This is a genomic window from Kitasatospora aureofaciens (genome assembly GCF_001188955.3).
Lineage (GTDB): Bacteria > Actinomycetota > Actinomycetes > Streptomycetales > Streptomycetaceae > Kitasatospora > Kitasatospora aureofaciens.
The window spans coordinates 772527-790016 of the sequence record NZ_JPRF03000001.1 but is presented as its reverse complement, the minus strand read 5'-3'; the positions used below and the strand labels follow the sequence as shown (position 1 = coordinate 790016).

The window sequence follows — 17490 nt, the reverse complement described above, 5'->3', positions numbered from 1 at the left end:
CGACTGACGCACCGGCCGTCCGCCGGCTGCTCGACCGGAGCAGCGGGCGGACGGCTGTGGTTCAGCGGCCTGACTCCCAACCGGCCGGGCACCCAACGGCCGGGCACCCAACGGCCCGGCTCTCAGCCCGCGTACACGTCCTCCACGTAGCGCCCGGCCTCGATCAGGCCCTGCAGCCACTCCTGCGCCCGCTGCTCGTCGGCCCCCGGAGTGCGCTCCCGGTAGAGCGCCCGGAAGGCCTCCCGCACACCAGGCGCCATCCGGGCGCCGTCTCCGCACACGTACACCTCGGCCCCGGCCTCCAGCAGCGCCCATACCTCCGAGGCCTCGGCCGCGATGCGGTCCTGGACGAAACGCCGCCCGTCCTCGGGCTGCTGGCTGAAGGCGGGCCGCATCGAGACCGCGCCGGCCCGTTCGGCCTCCTCCAGCTCGGCCCGGTGCAGGTAGTCCGCCTCCGGGGCGTCGCAGCCGAAGTACAGCAGGGCGGGAGCGAGCTCCGTACTCGCGGTGGGCGAGGCGAGCAGCGCTCGGCGGTCGGCGACGGCGCCGCGGAAGGGCGCCAGGCCGGTCCCGGCGGCGATCATGATCACCGGGGTGCGGTGTCCGATCCGGAACGCCTCCCGGCACGGCTGGACCCGGGCCAGTACGGTGTCGCCGACGCCCACCCGGTCGAGGTAGCCGGAGCCGGTGCCCCGGAAGGTGCCCCGGCCGGAGCGCGCCGGGGCGCTGAGCACCGAGACCATCAGGTCGACCTCCCGCGCGCCCCCGGCCGCCGGCACGGCGCCGGCGGGCGAGGAGGAGATCGAGTAGTGGCGGGGCCGGATCGGCGGCAGCAGCTCCAGCAGCACCGGCCAGCTGAGCGCCTCCCGCAGGGCCGGGAAGTCCTCGACCAGGTCGAGCAGGGTTCGCGGGTCGTCCGCGGGGAGCGCCCGCAGCGCGGCCTGCTCGGGCGGGCAGGGGTTGAGCGCGGCCAGCGCGGCGCGCTGCTCCGCCGTGGGGCGGTCCTGCAGCTCGACGTGGCGGGTGAGCAGTTCCCGTACGGTCAGGGGGCGGTCGACGGCGAGGCCGGTGCGCCGGTGGGCAACGATGCCGAGCACCGTGTCGAGGTCGGCGCCGAGCAGCTTGGCGGCGCGCTCGACCAGCACCGGGTCGTTGGCGGGGAGCACGGTCAGGTGGTCGGCCGTCCGGTAGTCGGCGCCCGCGGGCAGGGCGAGGCGGACGAACCGCTTGACCCGGTGGTAGTCGGGGTCGGTCAGACTGCCGACGGCGGTGACGGTGAGTTCGCTCATGCCGTGCCGGGCGGCGAGCGCGTGCAGCGGGCCGCCGGTCAGCTCGGTGACGGTGTACGCGGCCTCCTCCCGCGGGGCGGCCGCGGCCTCGGCGTCGCCGTGGCGCGCCAGCAGGAGGTCGGCCAGCGCCTCGGTGAACTCCCTTACCGTACCGACCAGATCGCCGGAGGCGTCGGCGGCGGCGCGGGCGAGCAGCCGGGTGCCGCCGAGGGCGGCGAGCCGGTCGTCGATCAGGGTGGGGATGCGCTGGTAGGTGGCGGCGTAGGTGCGGTCGCCGATGCCGAGCACCGCGTACTGGACGCCGTCGGCGGCGCCGTCCGGGGCGTCGGCCAGGCGGCGGACGAACTCGGCCGCGTCGTCGGTCGGTTGGCCGTTGTACGAGGCGGCGGTGATCACCACCGGGCGGTCGGTGGGCAGGCCGTCGGCGTACGCGTCCAGCGGGGCGGTCTCGGTGTCGCAGCCCAGTTCGGCGGCGACGTCGGCGAGTTGGCGGCTGAAGTCGCGGCAGGCGCCGTAGTTGGAGCCGTGCAGGAGCAGCAGGCCGGTGCCCTGGCGGACCCGGCCGGGGCGCTCGGAGCCCTCGGCGGCGCGCACGTCCTGCACCGGCGGGACCGGCTGGACGTGCCGGACCGGCGGCGCGGGGGTGCGCGGTGCGAGAGCGAGGGTGAAGCCGTCGGGCTTGATGGTGAGCGTCTGCTTGAGGGTCAGCCGGTAGTCGGCGTGGTCGATCAGCCGGTAGCGGTGGACCAGCATGCCCAGCAGCATGGTCGCCTCGTGCAGCGCGAACTGCCTTCCGATGCAGGCGCGTTCGCCGGTGCCGAAGGGCTTGAACGCGTGCGGCGAGCGGGCCGCCTCGCACTCGGGGTCGAACCGGGAGGAGTCGAACAGCTCCGTGTTGTCGCCCCAGGCGCGGTCGCGGTGCAGCATCGGGGTCAGCACGAAGATCGGCATTCCCGGACGGACCGGGATCCGCCCGCCGAGCAGGGTCTCCGCCCGCGCCTCCCGGCTGAACTGGGGCGCCGTCGGCCACAGCCGCAGCGCCTCGTTGAGCACCTGGCGGGTGTGGCGCAGCCGGCCGACGTCCTCGTACGAGGGCTCCGGGTCGGCCTGGTCGCCCCAGAGCGCGTCCACCTCCTCCTGGACGCGGCGGAGTTCGGAGGGGTGCTTGGAGAGGTAGTGCAGCGCGAAGGACAGCGCGCCCGAGGTGGTCTCGTGGCCGGCGATCAGGAAGGTGATCACCTGGTTGCGGATGTTCGCGATGTCCAGCCGGGTGCCGTCGACGGGGTGGACCGCGCCGAGCATCAGGCCGAGCAGGTCCTCGGCCGGGCCGTCCTCGGCACCGCCGCGTACCCGGGCGGCGATCACCTCGTCCACCACGCCGGCCAGGTAGTCGGCGTCCCGGCGGAAGGCCGCGTCGCGCTCCTCGTGGTCGAGCGCCGGGTTGCGGGTCAGCCTGGTCATCGCCCAGTCCAGGCAGCGCACCATCGCCTCGACGAAGGGGTGCGGCTCGTCCCGCTCGAAGGAGCCGAAGTCGAAGCCGAACCCGGCCAGTCCGATGGTGTCCAGGGTCATCCGGGTCATGTCGCCGGGCACGTCGACCGTCAGTCCGGCCGCCGAGCGGCGGTCCCAGGCCTCGATCACCCGGCGGGCGACCTTCAGCATCACCGGGTGGTAGGTGCGCATCGAGCCGAGCGCGAACGCGGGCATCAGGATGTCGTGCGCCCTGGCCCAGTTCGGCTCGTCGTTGTAGGCGGTGAACAGGCCGTCCCCGGTGAACTCGCGGACGTTCTCCAGCGCCGGGCCGACCGCCTTGGTGAAGCGTTCCTCGTCGGCCAGTTCCTCGACCAGTTCCAAGCTGCTGACCATCAGCACCTCCCGGCCGTGCAGGCGCTGGACGAAGGCCGGGCCGTGCTCTCTGGCCAGCTCCATGCTCCGCAGCACGGGGACGCTGGCCGGCGGCAGCGCGGAGATGTCCACGAGGGGAACGGCCGGGCCATCGGTGGTGGCCCCGGTGCCGGTCCTGGCCCTGGTCATGGCTTCGGTCGTGGTGTCGGTCATCGGTGGGTCCCTCCCACGGCGGAAAACTTCTCGGTTCCTCCACTCTGAGCCCCCGGGACCACCGCCCGACAGTGATCACTACATGATTGTGTAGTGCTCGCACCGTCCGGAGACTTGCCTACGCCCCACCGGTTGCGGCCCGGTGCGACAGGAGGAGAACGACGCATGCGACCGATCGAGGGCCGCCGCCCCGCGCCGGTGACCAGGCAGGACCCGGCGGTGATCTGGCGCAACCGCGCCCTGCGGCTCATGGACCACGTGCCGCTGCCCATCGCCGTGTGCGAGTACGGCGGCCGGATCCTGATCGTCAACCGCGCGATGGCCGCCGAGTTCGGCCTGCTGCCCGGCCAGTTGCGCCACCGGCGGATCCTGGAGTTCTTCACCCTCCACGACCGCGCCACCCTGCAGGCGCTCACCGAGGCCGTCCGCCTGCACCGCCGCTCCCAGTACCCGGCCAGGGTCTCCTGGACGCCCGCCGACGGCCGCGAACGGCAGGGCGAGATGACCGTCGAGCTGATCAGCGACTCCGCGGAGGAGACCCCGAACCTGCTGATCTCGCTGCGCACCCTCGCCGAGCCCGCCGCCCCGTCCGTCCCCCGACAGCCCGGACCGGGCGCCGAGGTCAGTCCGATCGAGGCCCGCATCCTCGCCGCGGCCGCCCGGGGCGCCACCACCGCCCGGATCGCCAAGGAGGTCGGCCTCACCGCGGACGGCGTCAACTACCACCTCTCCCGGCTCTCCCGCCGCTGGCACCTCCCCAACCGCACCGCCCTGGTCGCCCGTGCCTACGCGCTCGGCGTTCTCGCCGCCGGCACCTGGCCCCCGGAACCGGCCCGTCCGCACTGACGGGCCGTGAACTGCGAATGGACCGTGGCCCGCGAACGGACGCGTCCGGCTCGCCGCCGCCGCGGGCGCGTGCTGTCGTGAGGCACATGATCACTTCATCGCTGGCCCGCCTGGCCGTCCTGTTCGCCGCCACCGCCGTGCTCGTCCTCGCCGGCTCCGCCCCGGCCCGGGCCCTTCCCCGCGACGTCACCGCCGAGCAGTGCCAGAATAACGGCGGCACCGTCCAAGGCGGCGGCTACTGCGTGGGCGCCACCGGCGAGGACGAGTGGGGGGCGGACATCGACGGGCAGGGCATCGCCTAGAGCCCGCCGGCAGCAGCTCTCCCCCGAGCCGCGGGAGGGCGGCACAGACGCGCCCGGTGATTGAAAAGTAACCGTGCGTGAACGAAGCTGTGCCGCATGACCTCCCCAGCGCGGACCCCCGCACAGTTCACTGCGGATCTGCACGCCTACGCCGAGAAGTACTGGCACCACCACCCCTTCCACCTCAGGCTCCACGAGGGCGAGCTGACCGCCGATCAGCTCCGGCTCTGGATCGCGAACCGCTGGTACTACCAGGCCCGTCTGCCGCAGAAGGACGCGGCTGTGATCGCCAACTGCCCGGTGGCGGAGGTGCGGCGGCGCTGGACCGAGCGGATCGTCTACCAGGACGGCGCGGCCGACGGTCAGGGCGGTCACGAGGAGTGGCTCAGGCTCGCCGAGGCCGCCGGGCTCGAGCGGACCGCCGTGCTGGACGGGAGCCTGCTGCTGCCCGGGGTCCGCTTCGCCACCGACGCGTACGTGGACTTCGCCCGTACCCGGCCGTGGACCGAGTCCGTCGCCGCCTCGCTGACCGAGCTGTTCTCCCCGGACCTGATGCGCCGTCGGCTCGACGCCATCAAGACCCACTACACCTGGATCGCCCCCTCCGGCCACGGCTACTTCACGGACCGACCGCCGGTCGCCGCTGCCGACGCCGAGCACGCCCTGGGCCTGGTCATCGCCCACTGCGCGACGCGGGCGGAGCAGGACGCCGCCCTCGCCGCGCTGTCGTTCAAGTGCGACGTCCTCTGGTCCATGCTCGACGCAATCGAACACGCTTCCGAAGGCACCACCGAAAGCGGCCCTGAAAACGCCGCCTAGTCCCGGCCCGCCGCCCGTCCCGGCCCTGCCCCGTCTCGCCGCCCGATCCTCCGGAGGTCGTAGCGTGCCCCTGCTGCCCCCCACCGTCGTCGGACCGCTGTCCGAGTGCAGCACCTCGGTCCGTGTCCAGAACCAGCTCGTCGGGTCCACCGTCACCCTGCTCGTGAACGGCTCGCACACGGTCGGCGGCCAGCTGGTCGGCGGCGGCGTCGCGACCTGGCCCGACCAGGAGTTCCCGCTCACCCCCGGTGTCGCCCTGCACGCCGGTGACCAGGTCGCCGCCACCCAGCTGCTCGGTGGCCAGGTCAGCGCCGCCTCCGCGCAGCCGGTCGCCGTCCAGAAGGAGCCGGCCGTCATCGGCTCCCTGCACTACGGCGGCCACCAGTACGTGTGCGGGCAGTGCCTGTGGATCGACGGCGCGGTCCCCGGTGCCACCGTCACCGTGAAGCAGGGCGCGACGGTCCTGGGCAGCGCCACCGCCCCGGACGGCATCGCCCGCGTCCAGCTCGGCGCCCCGATCGCCGCCGGCGAGGTGCTGATGGCCGAGCAGCAGGCCTGCGGCAACCCCGGCACGCCCACGCCGAGCCCGGTGCCGGACGGTCCGCCCGAGCAGCCGCCACCACCGGTCGTCCACGGTCCGCTGCTGGCCTGCCAGACCGGCGTGCCGGTGAGTGGCGTGTTCGAGGGGGCACAGGTCACGCTGCACCGCACCGGCGTGCCCAACACGACGCGCGGCTGCTTCGACCTCAGCGCGTTGACGTTCCGGGTGCCGCCGCTGGTGGAGGGCGAGCAGGTCTCCGCGGACCAGGCCTTCGTCAACTGCGAGGCACCCGGCGGAGCCTCGGCCACCGTGGTGGTCGGGCCCGCCGACCAGATCCCCGCGCCGGCCGTCGTCGCTGCGCTGTGCGCGGGCGGCACCTCGGTCCGGGTCACCGGGCTGGTGGTGGGCGCGCTGGTCACGGTCCTCGAGAACGGCGTCGTGCTCGGCACGGCGCAGGCCTTCGAGCCGAGCGCCGACCTCGACGTGCCCGCGCTGATCGGCGGCGGCACCGTCACCGCGCGCCAGGAGCTCTGCGGGTACACCAGCCCCGATTCCGCGCCGGTGGTGGTGGACCCGCAGCCCGCGGGCCTGCCCGCCCCGGTGGTGGTCCCACCGCTCTTCGAGTGCGCCTCCCGGGTCCGGGTCATCAACGTGCAGCCGGGCGCCCTGGTCCTCGTCCACTCCGCGGCACTCGGCGCGCCGATCGGCCTCCAGTACGTCTACGCGGGACAGGCGGACATCCCGGTGGCACCGCTGCTCAGTGCCGGGGACCAGATCTACGCGGTGCAGCTCGCCTGCGGCCGGACCAGCCCCAGATCGGCCCTGGTGACGGTGCAGCAGCTCGGCGCTGTCGAGCCGCCCACCGTGCGCACCCCGCTCACCGAGTGCACCCGCTGGGTGTGGGTGGACGGTGTGGTCCCGGGGGCCGACGTGGACGTCTACGTCAACGGCCGGTGGCAGGGGACGGCGACCACGACCACCCCCGGCGTCCAGGTGGGCGTCAGCGGACCGCTGCGCATGAACGACACGGTGAGTGCCCGTCAGCGCATCCGCACCACCGTGACCGAGTTCGGCCCGGCTGCGACGGTGGCCTTCGGCCCGGTGTCGGTCACCACCCAGCACAACGACAACCGGCGCACCGGAGCCAATCTGCTCGAGGTGACGCTGCGCCCGTCGAACGTCGGCCCGAAGACCTTCGGCAAAGTCTTCACCCGGGCGGTGGACGGCGAGATCTACGGCCAGCCGCTCTACCTCTGCCAGGTCGACGTGGCCGGCGTCGGACAGCGCAACGTCGTCTACGTGGCGACCATGCACAACAGCGTGTACGCCTTCGACGCGGACGACCCGAACGCCTCGGCACCGCTGTGGCACGCCCGACTGGGCCCGTCGGCCCCGATGCCGGATCCCAACATCGGCCCGGGCGGGTACGCGGACATCTCCGTCGAGGTCGGCGTCATCAGCACGCCGGTGATCTCGGTCGACCGGAACCTCATCTACGTCGTCGCCTTCACCAAGGAGGGCAACACGTACCACCACACCCTGCACGCCCTCGACCTGCGGTCGGGGCAGGAATCCCTCGGCGGCCCGGTGCGGATCGCCGCCACCGTCCCGGGATCGGGCGAGGGCAGTGTCAACGGCACCATCACCTTCACCAGCCACCTCCAGATCCAGCGGGCCGCGCTGACCCTGGTCAACGACCGGCTGTACGTCGCCTTCGCGGCCTACGGCGACCGGGAACCGTACCACGGCTGGGTGTTCGGCTTCGACGCCGACAACCTGCAGCAGACCGGTGTGTTCATCACCACGCCCGACACCGGCCTGGGCGGGATCTGGCAGGCGGGACAGGGGCTGGCCGCGGACGGGAACGGCGACCTGTACTTCATGACCGGCAACGGCGGCTTCCGTCCCGACGGGTCGAACCTCTCCTGCTGCATCGTGAAGCTGAGCCCCGATCTCAAACTCCTGGACTGGTTCGCCCCGTTCAACCAGGCCTTCCTGAACGGCAACGCCGACCTGGACCTGGGCTCGGCCGGTCCGCTGCTGATCCCGAACACCAACCTCCTGCTGGGCGGCGGCAAGGAGGCGAAGTTCTATCTGCTGGACACCGGCGCGATGGGCCACTTCCAGGCCGGCTCCGACAGCCAGATCGTCCAGAGCTTCTGGCTGACCCAGGACCACACCAACAACCACATCCACGGCGGGCCGGTGTACTGGGACTTCCAGGACGGCCCGTTGGTCTACGTCTGGCCGGAGAACGTGCCGCTGCGCGCCTACCGCTTCGCCGGCGGGGTGCTGCAGACGGCCCCCGCCTTCACCAGCACCACCCCCGAGCCGCCCCCGTTCATCATGCCCGGCGGATTCCTCTCCGTCTCGGCCAACGGCAGCGACCCCGACTCCGGCCTGCTGTGGGCCTCGCACGTGCTCAAGGACGACGCCAACCACGCAGTGGTGGAGGGCGTGTTCCGCGTCTACCTGGCCTCCGACCTGACCAAGGAGCTGTGGAACAGCAAGATGAACGCCGCCCGGGACGACGTCGGCCTGTTCGCCAAGTTCGTGCCGCCGACCGTGGCGAACGGCAAGGTGTACCTGGCGACCTTCTCCGGGGCGCTGAACGTCTACGGGCTTCTCGAATGAGCCGCGCCGGGTCACCGTCGGACCGGCGGAACGTCGCGGACCGGTAAAAGCACCACCCCCTGCCCCTCCCCCCTCGCTGACCAGCCGCTACGCTCTGGGCCGCGCCGCGCCACGGGGGCCGGCGGATCCACCACGGGGGAACCACTGTGCGTTACCTGGTCCGCGACCGCATGTTCGCCTTCCACGAGGAGGCCTGGATCGAGACCGAGCAGCGGGAGAAGCTCTACCGCGTGAACCGGAAGTTCTTCCGGCTGCGCCGCACCTTCGCCCTGGTCGACACCCGTGGCGAGCACGTCGCGAGCATCGTCCGCAAGGCCTTCACCTTCCACCACACCCTGCTGATCAAGCAGGAGGGGCAGCCGACCGCGAAGGTCAGCAAGAAGCTGTTCAAGCTGTTCGGCGACCGCTTCAAGGTCCGTCTCGGCGACGGCCGCAAGCTGAGGATCAACGGCAACCTGTGGGACCGCGAGTTCGACATACGCCACGAGGGCACCACCCTGGCGCACGTCTCCCGCCGCTGGTTCACGATCCGCGACGCCTACGCCGTGGACGTGATGAGCCAGCAGGACGCCCTGCTCCTGGTCATCCTCGCGGTCTGCGTGGACCACGTGCTCCAGGACGCCAAGGGCGACCAGCTGACCAACCTCTGACGGGAAGCCCCGGACGCGTTGCGGACTACGGTGCGCCCAGGATCACCGGGTCCTCGGCGAGTTCGGCGAGCAGCGCGTCCAGCTTGGCCCGGTCGACCGAGGGCATCACGAAGACGTGCACGTAGCTGCGCCGGGTGGTCTCGTCGCCCGGGACCATCAGCACGTCCTGGGAGGACAGCGACCACTTGGCCACCAGCTCGGCGCTCGGCTTGCGGAACCGTACGGTGACGGCGCCCGGGGTACGGGCCGGCCAGAGCTCGACGCCGAGTTCGCGCTCCATGGCGGTCAGCCGCCGCTCCAGGTAGGCGGCCAGCTCCTGGGCCGCGCGGATCCGCTCCACCTGGTCCCGGTAGGAGTACCGGGACAGGTGGTCCCAGAGGATCAGCGGGGAGAAGCCGTTGCGGGAGCCGGCGAAGGTGGTGTCCGGGGCGCCGATGTAGTCCGGCTGGGACGGCGGCGAGATCTGGTACTTCACCTTGGTCATGTAGATGCCGCACGGCCACGGCGCGCCGGCCCACTTGTGGCCGCTCATCGCGATCGAGGAGACCATGTCCACCTCGCCGTGTCCGGCGGTGGGCAGCCGCAGCCGAAGTCGAACTCGGGCAGCTCCGCCTCGGGCGTCCAGCCGTACCCTTCCGGGTCCTCGGCGGCCAGCCGCAGGAACGGCGCGTAGCCGGCGCCGAGCGCGCCGTCCACGTGGATCCAGAAGCCGCGGCGCACGTCCACCAGCGGCCGGCCGGTCTGCGGGCAGCTGCCGTAGACCACCTCGCGCTGGACGAGCCCGTGCCGCTCGAAGATCGGCAGCAGGCGCTCGCAGACGGCGCGGACGTCGTCGTGGGCGCCCTTGAAGGTGCTGCCGAGGTTGAGGTTGACGAAGACCGGGTGGCCCTTGGCGGCGAAGAACTCGACGAGTACGGCGAGGGCGTCGACGTCTATCTCGCCGGGGCCGTCCCAGGACAGGCCGGACGGGCCCGGGCGGGAGGGCACCTCGGTGGGCCAGGTGCGCAGCCCGGTCACCGGGTCGACCAGCGGGCACTCGTCGGCGTACTTCTCCAGGCCGACGGCGTGGAAGGTCTCCACGCCGAGGACGGCCACGGCCTTGGCGAAGGAGTAGTGGGTGTCCTCGGAGTAGAAGGCCACCGGATGGTGGGCGTTCGGGTTCCGCCGGTCGGGGTCGGCCTTGACGTAGCGCACCGCGTCGAAGGGGGCGGTCGGCGGCTGGATCAGCGCCTTGCCGCTCAGGTAGTCCCGGGCGTTCCAGAGGGCGTACATGTTGCCCTCGGTCGAGCCCATGGACAGCATGTAGCCCCAGTACGACTCCGGGTCGGCCGGGTCGTGCGGGCGCTCGGCGTGCCAGAGCTTCGCGTAGTAGTCGAGCACGGCCCGCTCGACGACCTTGGTGTTGGGCTTGTATCCGCCGCTCTGGAACGGGTCGCCGAGGTTGTTGATGTTGTTCGGCATGAACCGGGCGAGGTCCAGCGCGGTGCCCTGCATGTCCTGGGTGGCCTGGTAGCCGACCAGGTGCTTGCGCTTGCGGGTCAGGTACTCGTCCACGGCGTCGAGCGCGCGCAGCCGCCGGTCGTCGTCCAGGCCGCCCTCGGGGAGGGTGAAGTCACCGCCGTCCAGCTCCGGACCGGGATCGACGGCGGGCGCGGGCGCGGTCGCGGTCTCGGCGGCGGGGAAGGCGGTCGGGCTCATGGGCGGGGCGCTCCGGGGGTGCGGTGGGGCGGCGACCGGGTGTGACGTCGTCGTCGATGTCGATGACGGTCGTCGGTCAGGACCGTCGGTAAGGATGGAACTTTCAGGCGCTCCTGGGAAGCCTCTTCGAAGAACATTCGGCCAAGTTCCGATCAGGTTTGCGAATCTGCGGAAAGGGCTGCGATCCTGGCGGGCATGCCGAACAATCCGCAGGGCCGCCGGGCGCCGGTCGACGACGTGGACCGGGCGATCGTCCGCGCCCTGGCCGACAACGCCCGCCTCCCGAACAACGCCCTCGCGGCCGCCGTCGGCATCGCCCCCTCCACCTGCCTGGCCCGCGTCCGCGCCCTCCAGGAGCGCGGCATCATCCGCGGCTTCCGGGCCGAACTCGACCCGGCCGCGATCGGGCTGCCGCTCCAGGCGATGATCTCGGTACGGCTGCGCGCCCACACCCGCGAGCAGAACGAGAGCTTCCGCAGCACCGCCCCCGACCTGCCCGGCGTGCTGGCCGTCTTCCACATGGCCGGATCGGACGACTACCTGCTGCACGTCGGCGTCGCCGGCCCCGAGGCGCTGCGCGACTTCGTCGTGGACCACCTCACCACCCACCCGGCGGTGGCCCAGACCCGCACCAACCTGATCTTCGAACAGATACCGGGCCGCCGTTACCTGGGGCACTGACGGGCGGCATCGGCCGCCATCTGGTCGGCCTCGCCCTCGCCGACGGACACCAGGTCACGGCCGCCGTTCGCGACCCGGCCCGGCTGCCCGCCCGCCACGACCGGCTGACCGCACTCCGGGACGCCGACCTGGAGGCGATGGAGCGGGGGTGACGGCGACCACCCGGGCGGGCGGATCCGCCGGAGTGCTCGGCTTCCTGCGGCGGCTGCACGACCGGGGCGGACCGCGCCTCGGCCTGATCGGCTGACGAACGGAGGCCGGGCCCTCGGCCTGATCGGCTGACGAACGGAGGCCGGGCCCTCGGCCGGATGGGCAGACGGATGGTGCGCACCGGCACGGTGGCCCCGCGCACCCCGCGCCCGACGGCCACCCGGACCACGTCCTCGACCTGGTGGCGGACCTGCCGGAGTTGCCGTCCCGGCTCCGGCGGGAGCGCTGAAGGTGCGGCGACCCGCCCGGTGTGCGTCCCTGGTCCTCGAACCCACCGCACGGAACGGATGGACGGAGATACCGATGGGCCTGCCCCTGCTCGCCGGCCATGTGCTCGTCCGCCTCACGGACGGCGCACCGGAGGTCGCCGGGGCCGTCCTCGACGCCCTGGAGACGGCCTTCCCGACGCACACCGGCCGGGGCCGGACCCGGATCGGCAACGTGTGGGACGTACCGCCCACCCTGACCTCGGAGAGCACCTGGACGGTCGCCGAGGCCGGGCCCGAGGGCACCCGGACGATCCCCGGGCCGGGCCCGGCGGTGAGCACCTCGCAGGCCTTCGACGTCCAGAGTCCCGCCCCGCCGCCGGGACCGCCCGCCCTGACGGGCGAGGCCACGGCGGAACTGCTCGGCGCGCCCGAGCACGTCGAAACGATGCTGCGGGCGCTCTCCGAGCTCTGCCCGGTGGACGAGGAGGGCCGCGAGGAGCAGGGCCCTCAGCTGGCGGTCCGCCTGCGGCTCGGGTGTGCCGCGCCCGGGGCCGGGTAGCCGCGCGGCGACAGGACTACTGGCCGCACCGATCCTCGGGAGCCCCCATGGCCGGACGACGCACGCGACGCGGGGCGGGTGAGCACCACGACTTCCCACACACCCCGAGCGGCCCCGGCCGGACGACGCCCGAACTGCGGCCCCAGCCGGGGGTGCGCCGGGGCACCGAGCCGGTGAACGCCCGGACGGACCTGGAACTGCGGCGGCTGCTGTCCCGGATCTTCCTGGTGCTGTTCCTCTGCGGGACGGTGGTCTTCGCCGTACTGGCCGCACTCGCCGCCCCGGGCCCGCCGCCGAACCGGGGCGTGTACGCCGTGCTCGCCGCCGTCTGCGCGGCCTTCGCCGGGATCAGCGCGTTCGACCTGACGGTGGTCCGCCGCCGCCTGGCCGCCGGGCAGGGGCGCGACACCCGTCGGCGCTGATGCCTACTTGACGGCCCCGCTCACGACCGCTTGCCCCGGACGGCCGCAACCGCCCGGGCCAGCGCGACCAGCACCAGCCGCTCGGCCTGTGGGAGCAGCGGCGGGGCGGCCAGGGCCACGACGATCGAGGCCGCCACGCCCGTCCAGGCCACCGGGCCGAGCGGGGTGCAGCCGAAGAACCGGCTGACGCCCGGCGTCTGCACGATGACCGCCAGCGCGGCGGCGGAGCCCAGCACCGTCGCCAGCACCAGCGGGCTGCGGGCCCGCCCGGCCAGGGTCTGGGCCAGCTGGGCGCCGACGACGCCGCACAGGGCCATCGTGCTGGTGCGCCGGGCCGTGCCGGGGGTGGCGGTGCCGATGAACCAGGCGGTGGCCGCGCCGAGGGCGGTGACCAGGCCGCGGTGCCGGATCTGCCGGGCGAGCGGGGCGTCCAGGGCGGCCGTGCCCACGCGCCGGGTGGCCTCCCCGTTCGACGGATCGTTCCGCGGGGTGACGGCGACGGCCATCGCCGGGAACATGTCGGTGAGCAGGTTGACCAGCAGGATCTGCCGGGTGGACATCGGGGCGCGACCGGACAGCACCGTGCCCAGCAGGGAGAAGCCGATCTCGCCCGCGTTGCCGCCGATCAGGATGGTGATCGCGTCCGCGACGCTGCGCCACAGCGCCCGTCCCTCGTCCACCGCGTCGGTCAGCACGGTCAGTTCGTCGTCGGTGATCACCAGGTCGGCCGCGTTGCGGGCGGCCGCCGAGCCGCGGGCGGCGATCCCGATGCCGATGTCGGCCGATCGGATGGCGGCGGCGTCGTTGGCGCCGTCCCCGACCATCGCCACCACCCGCCCGGATTCCCGGAGCGCCTCGACCACCAGTACCTTCTGCTCGGGCGCGACCCGGGCGACGACGTCGCAGCCGCCCAGCGCCCGGGCGCGGCCGGTCCGGTCGAGGCCGGCCAGCTCGTCACCGGTGGCCAGTGCGAGGTCCTCGGGCCAGCCGAGGGCGAGGGCGACCGCGCGGGCCGTGGCCGGGTGGTCGCCGGTGAGCATGACCGGCCGCACCCCGGTTTGGCGCAGCCCCTCGATCAGCGCCGCGGACCCGGGGCGCGGGCTGTCGGCCAGGGCGACGAAACCGACCAGTTCCAGCCCATCCAACGGGCGGTCCAGCGCCTCCTCCTCATCGGCGGACAGCGGTCGCAGCGCGACCGCGAGGACCCGCAGGCCGTCCGCGCCCAGGGCGGCCACGGTCGCCTCCCCGTCCTCCCTCGCGCCCGTGCCTGTGCCCGCGCCCCTGCCCGTGCAGGCCGGCAGCACGGCTTCGGGTGCGCCCTTCACCACCAGCAGCGCCCGTCCGTCGTCCTCCGTCCCGGTGGCGGCGGCGTACCCGCGGCTGGCCTCGAAGGGCAGCGTCTGGGCCGGGGTCCAGCCGAGGTCGTCCGGTGCGGCGGCGAGCACCGCCTCGTCGGTGGAGTGGGCGTGCACGGTCCTGTCGTCGTCGGCCGGCGGGCAGGCGCGGGCCGCCATCCGCAGGACCGCGGCCGCCGTGGGGTCGTCGGCCGGGTGGCGGGCGCCGTCGGCCGTGGCGACGCGGGTCACCCGCAGCCGGTTCTCGGTCAGGGTGCCGGTCTTGTCGAAGCACACGGTGTCCATCCGGCCGAGCGCCTCCAGCGCGCGCGGGGTGCGGACCAGCACGCCCCGGCTGCTGAGCCGGCGGGCCGCAGCCAGCTGGGCGACGGTGGCCACCAGCGGCAGGCCCTCCGGTACGGCGGCCACCGCCACGGCCAGTCCGCCCCGGACGGCCTCGCGCACCGGGCTGCCCCGCAGCACCGCCAGGCCCGCCACGGCGGCCCCGCCGAGCAGGGTGAACGGCAGGCTGCGGTCGGTCAGTTCGCGCAGCCGGGCCTGGACTCCCCCGGCGGGCGGGGTGCGGGCGGCGAGGTGCGCGGCCCGTCCGGCCTCGGTGTCCTCGCCGGTGCCGACGACGGCGGCCCGGGCGCGCCCGGCCACCACGGTGGTGCCCTCGAAGACCATGCAGCGGCGGTCGGCGACCGTCGCCTCGGGGGTGGCGGCCAGCTGCTTCGCGACCGGGAGGGACTCGCCGGTCAGCGCGGACTCGTCAACCTCCAGCTCGTCCAGTTCGATCAGCCTGGCGTCGGCGGGCACCACCTCGCCGGTGCCCAACTCGATCACCTGACCGGGCCTCAGGTCGGCGGCGCTGACCCGCCTGGTCCGCTCGCCGTCGACCACCGTCACGCGCTGATGCTGGGTCACTTCCAGTGCGGACAGGGCTCGTTCTGAGCGCAACCGCTGGAAGGCGCCGATCAGCGCGTTCATCGTCAGGGCTCCGGCGACCAGCGCCGCGTCCACGGTCGATCCCAGCAGGGCGGAGGCGGTCGCCCCGACGAGCAGGACCGGCGTCAGCGGATCGTCGAGCTCGGAGCGCACCGCGCCGACCAGCCGGCCCGCCCCGCGCAGCGGCGAATGGGCGGCGAGCCGCCGGACCCATGCGGCGTCGCGGCGCGCCGGGCGGCGGACGGCCTTGAGCCGGGCCACCGCCTCCTTCGGCGCGAGCGCGTGCCAGGGGACGCGCGGCGGCGGGTGGGGCGCGCTGCGGGTGCCGACCCGCAGGGCGGCCCGCCAGCCCGAGACCAGGGCCCCGGCCGTCGCGACGTTCACGGGCGAGAGCCGGGCGGCGACCGGGAGGGTGCTGTGCGGCCGTCGACCACGGGTGACGACCAGGAGGCCGGACAGCGCGGCGCTCGCCTCGGCCAGGGTCTTGGAGTGCTGGGCGACGGTACGGGCGGCGGGGATCGCGGCCAGCAGCCGCCAGGCGGAGTCGAGACCGTTCAGGCCGTTGAGCAGGATGAGGTCCGCACCCCACACCACCGCGCTCTCCCGGTCGGTGAGCGCGACGGCGAGGTCACCGCGCAGCAGCCCGGCGAGCAGTTCGCGGGCTTCGTCCGTCAACTCGGCGCCGTGGTCGGCCGGAACGCGGGCGATGGTGAGCACCACCCTCCCCTCGCGCTGGAGTTGGCGCACCGCATCGGACAACGACCTCTCGCTGCCCAGTAGTTGATCGGCCAGGGTGCCGAAGTCTCCGAGCGTTCCGTCGTCGGCCACCACGACGTGCAACCCGGCTCGGCGGGCGGCGTCCAGCGCGGCCTCGGCCACCGGGGCGATCTCCCGTCCGACCAGGACCGTGCCGACGTCCCTGCCCCCGGCGGACGCGACCAGCAGCCCCGTCCCGGCGTCCGGCCGGCCCGACCGGTCCGGCAACGGCCGTAGTTCGAGTTCCGCCCCGGGCCGGTCCAGGGCGGCGACGGCCGCCTGCCAGAGCCGGTCGTGGTCCCAGTCGGGCGCGGAGGGATGGACCTCCAGGACCGTTCTGCCCGTCCCGCGCAGCGCGTCGGGGTGCAGCACCACGGTGTCCACCAGTTCGAGTCGGCGCAGCCGCTCCAGGTTGCGGACCAGCACGCCCTCCCGGGCGAGCGCGGTGCCCAGCGCGGAGGTGAACGCGGCGGGACCGTAGCGCGCGGCCTTCGGGTTGCCCGCCGTCAGGCCCTCGGCGGACTCCGCCACGTCGCGGGTGAACAGCAGTGCCGCGGCCGCGCCGAGCAGGGTGCTGCCGACGGCCTGGTCCTCGAACTTCTCGCGGGGCAGCGGCCGCAGCGCGGGCCGGGCGGTTCCGGTACCCGCGACGCTCAGCCGTCCGGGGGCGCAGACCGTGTCGTGCGCGGCGTCGAAGGCCGCGGCGCCGGCGATCGTCTCCATCAGCCGGCCGGTCCGCAGCACCGCGTCCAGGACCAGCGCGCCGGGCGACTGCCCGACGCCGTGCGCCGCGGCGCCGACCGCGGCCAGCACCAGGTCGGCCCCGGCGTCGCCGAACCGGCGGCGCAGCAGGGTGCGGACGTCCGGGTCCTCGCGGACCAGGGAGACCAGGGCGGTGGCCAGCCGGGGCCCGGTGCGCAGCGGAACCACCCGGGCTCCCACGGCGGTGACGAAGCCGACGGCGTCGCAGGCCAGGGCGACCGACTGGGCGCGGACGCCACCGGTGCGACCGGGGTGGGCGGTCTCCAGGACGTCCTCGTCGACCCGTTCCAGGCGCTGCCCGGCAGCGAGTTCGGTGGCCCGCTCCACCACGCGGTCGATGGCCGCGTCCTGGGTCAACTGGATCACCAGCCGGGCGAGGCCGCCGTCCCAGTAGGCGGCGATGACGTCCGGCCGCCTGGCCAGTCCCAGCGCCACCCGCCGGGCCGCCGCCTCGACGTTCCGCGCCGTACCGGCTCCCCGGGAGCGCAGTGGCAGCTGGATCCGCGAGCCCGCGTGCCAGTAGCCCGTGCCCGTCTCGGCCGCGCTACGGGCGACCCGGCCCACCCGGGTCGCCGTCCCCGCGGCCGAGACGGCCGTCCGGACGGTGGTGCGAACGGTGGTACGGGCGCCGACGCGCCCGGCCTCGGCGGCCACCCGGGCGGCGGCGCGGGCCGTGGGCACGGCGGAGCGCGCGAGGACGACCGGCACGGCCAGGGACAGCCCCAGGCCCATCGCCGGTAGTCGGGTCAGTCGGTGCGGCACCACGGCTCGG

At 74.0% G+C, this 17490-nt stretch carries 13 protein-coding genes; 9 read left to right on the top strand and 4 right to left on the bottom strand.

Annotated features, from left to right (window positions below; all coding sequences use genetic code 11):
- Nucleotides 1–122: 122 nt before the first annotated feature.
- Nucleotides 123–3347 (bottom strand): bifunctional cytochrome P450/NADPH--P450 reductase, encoded by a 3225-nt coding sequence (locus HS99_RS03375; protein ID WP_030550450.1) that lies wholly within the window; start codon nt 3345–3347, stop codon nt 123–125.
- 165 nt (nt 3348–3512) lie between these two features.
- On the opposite strand from HS99_RS03375, the gene HS99_RS03370 reads away from it, so the two are divergent.
- The 5 genes from HS99_RS03370 to HS99_RS03350 all read left to right on the top strand — a co-directional run bounded on the left by HS99_RS03370 (nt 3513) and on the right by HS99_RS03350 (nt 9139).
- Nucleotides 3513–4193, top strand: a complete 681-nt coding sequence (locus HS99_RS03370) for a PAS domain S-box protein (RefSeq protein WP_046387026.1) — start codon at nt 3513–3515, stop codon at nt 4191–4193.
- An 86-nt stretch (nt 4194–4279) separates the two neighbouring features.
- Entirely contained in the window at nt 4280–4495 is a 216-nt protein-coding gene (locus HS99_RS03365; protein WP_030279441.1) for a hypothetical protein, read from the top strand.
- Nucleotides 4496–4591: 96 nt separating this feature from the next.
- Complete coding sequence (gene pqqC, locus HS99_RS03360) at nt 4592–5314, top strand: pyrroloquinoline-quinone synthase PqqC (RefSeq protein ID WP_030550448.1); 723 nt, start codon at nt 4592–4594, stop codon at nt 5312–5314.
- Between the two features lie 64 nt (nt 5315–5378).
- The gene (locus tag HS99_RS03355; RefSeq protein ID WP_030550446.1) at nt 5379–8489 is read left to right on the top strand and encodes a hypothetical protein; all 3111 of its coding nucleotides are present in this window, start codon (nt 5379–5381) and stop codon (nt 8487–8489) included.
- A 146-nt stretch (nt 8490–8635) separates the two neighbouring features.
- Complete coding sequence (locus HS99_RS03350) at nt 8636–9139, top strand: LURP-one-related/scramblase family protein (RefSeq protein WP_030279435.1); 504 nt, start codon at nt 8636–8638, stop codon at nt 9137–9139.
- Nucleotides 9140–9164: 25 nt separating this feature from the next.
- On the opposite strand, the gene HS99_RS03345 is transcribed toward HS99_RS03350, so the two are convergent.
- Nucleotides 9165–9689: a PLP-dependent aminotransferase family protein gene (locus HS99_RS03345; RefSeq protein WP_063737769.1), complete on the bottom strand. Its 525-nt coding sequence runs from the start codon at nt 9687–9689 to the stop codon at nt 9165–9167.
- Entirely contained in the window at nt 9668–10837 is a 1170-nt protein-coding gene (locus HS99_RS03340; protein WP_050367065.1) for a PLP-dependent aminotransferase family protein, read from the bottom strand. Before HS99_RS03340 ends, HS99_RS03345 begins: the two co-directional genes overlap by 22 nt.
- 195 nt (nt 10838–11032) lie before the next feature.
- Between HS99_RS03340 and HS99_RS03335 the strand changes: the two genes are divergently transcribed.
- The 4 genes from HS99_RS03335 to HS99_RS03325 all read left to right on the top strand — a co-directional run bounded on the left by HS99_RS03335 (nt 11033) and on the right by HS99_RS03325 (nt 12918).
- Nucleotides 11033–11518 carry an Lrp/AsnC family transcriptional regulator gene (locus tag HS99_RS03335; protein ID WP_030279431.1) on the top strand — a complete coding sequence of 162 codons (486 nt, stop codon included), beginning with the start codon at nt 11033–11035 and terminating at the stop codon, nt 11516–11518.
- A complete protein-coding gene (locus tag HS99_RS40585) occupies nt 11515–11670 on the top strand; it encodes an NAD(P)H-binding protein (protein WP_078867090.1) in 156 nt (51 codons plus the stop codon). Before HS99_RS03335 ends, HS99_RS40585 begins: the two co-directional genes overlap by 4 nt.
- A 361-nt stretch (nt 11671–12031) precedes the next feature.
- Nucleotides 12032–12496, top strand: a complete 465-nt coding sequence (locus HS99_RS03330; protein ID WP_030279429.1) for a hypothetical protein — start codon at nt 12032–12034, stop codon at nt 12494–12496.
- A 47-nt stretch (nt 12497–12543) separates the two neighbouring features.
- Nucleotides 12544–12918: a DUF6343 family protein gene (locus HS99_RS03325; RefSeq protein WP_232790681.1), complete on the top strand. Its 375-nt coding sequence runs from the start codon at nt 12544–12546 to the stop codon at nt 12916–12918.
- A 20-nt stretch (nt 12919–12938) separates the two neighbouring features.
- On the opposite strand, the gene HS99_RS03320 is transcribed toward HS99_RS03325, so the two are convergent.
- On the bottom strand, nt 12939–17483 hold the full coding sequence (locus HS99_RS03320) for an HAD-IC family P-type ATPase (RefSeq protein ID WP_046386145.1): 4545 nt from the start codon (nt 17481–17483) through the stop codon (nt 12939–12941).
- Nucleotides 17484–17490: the final 7 nt, after the last annotated feature.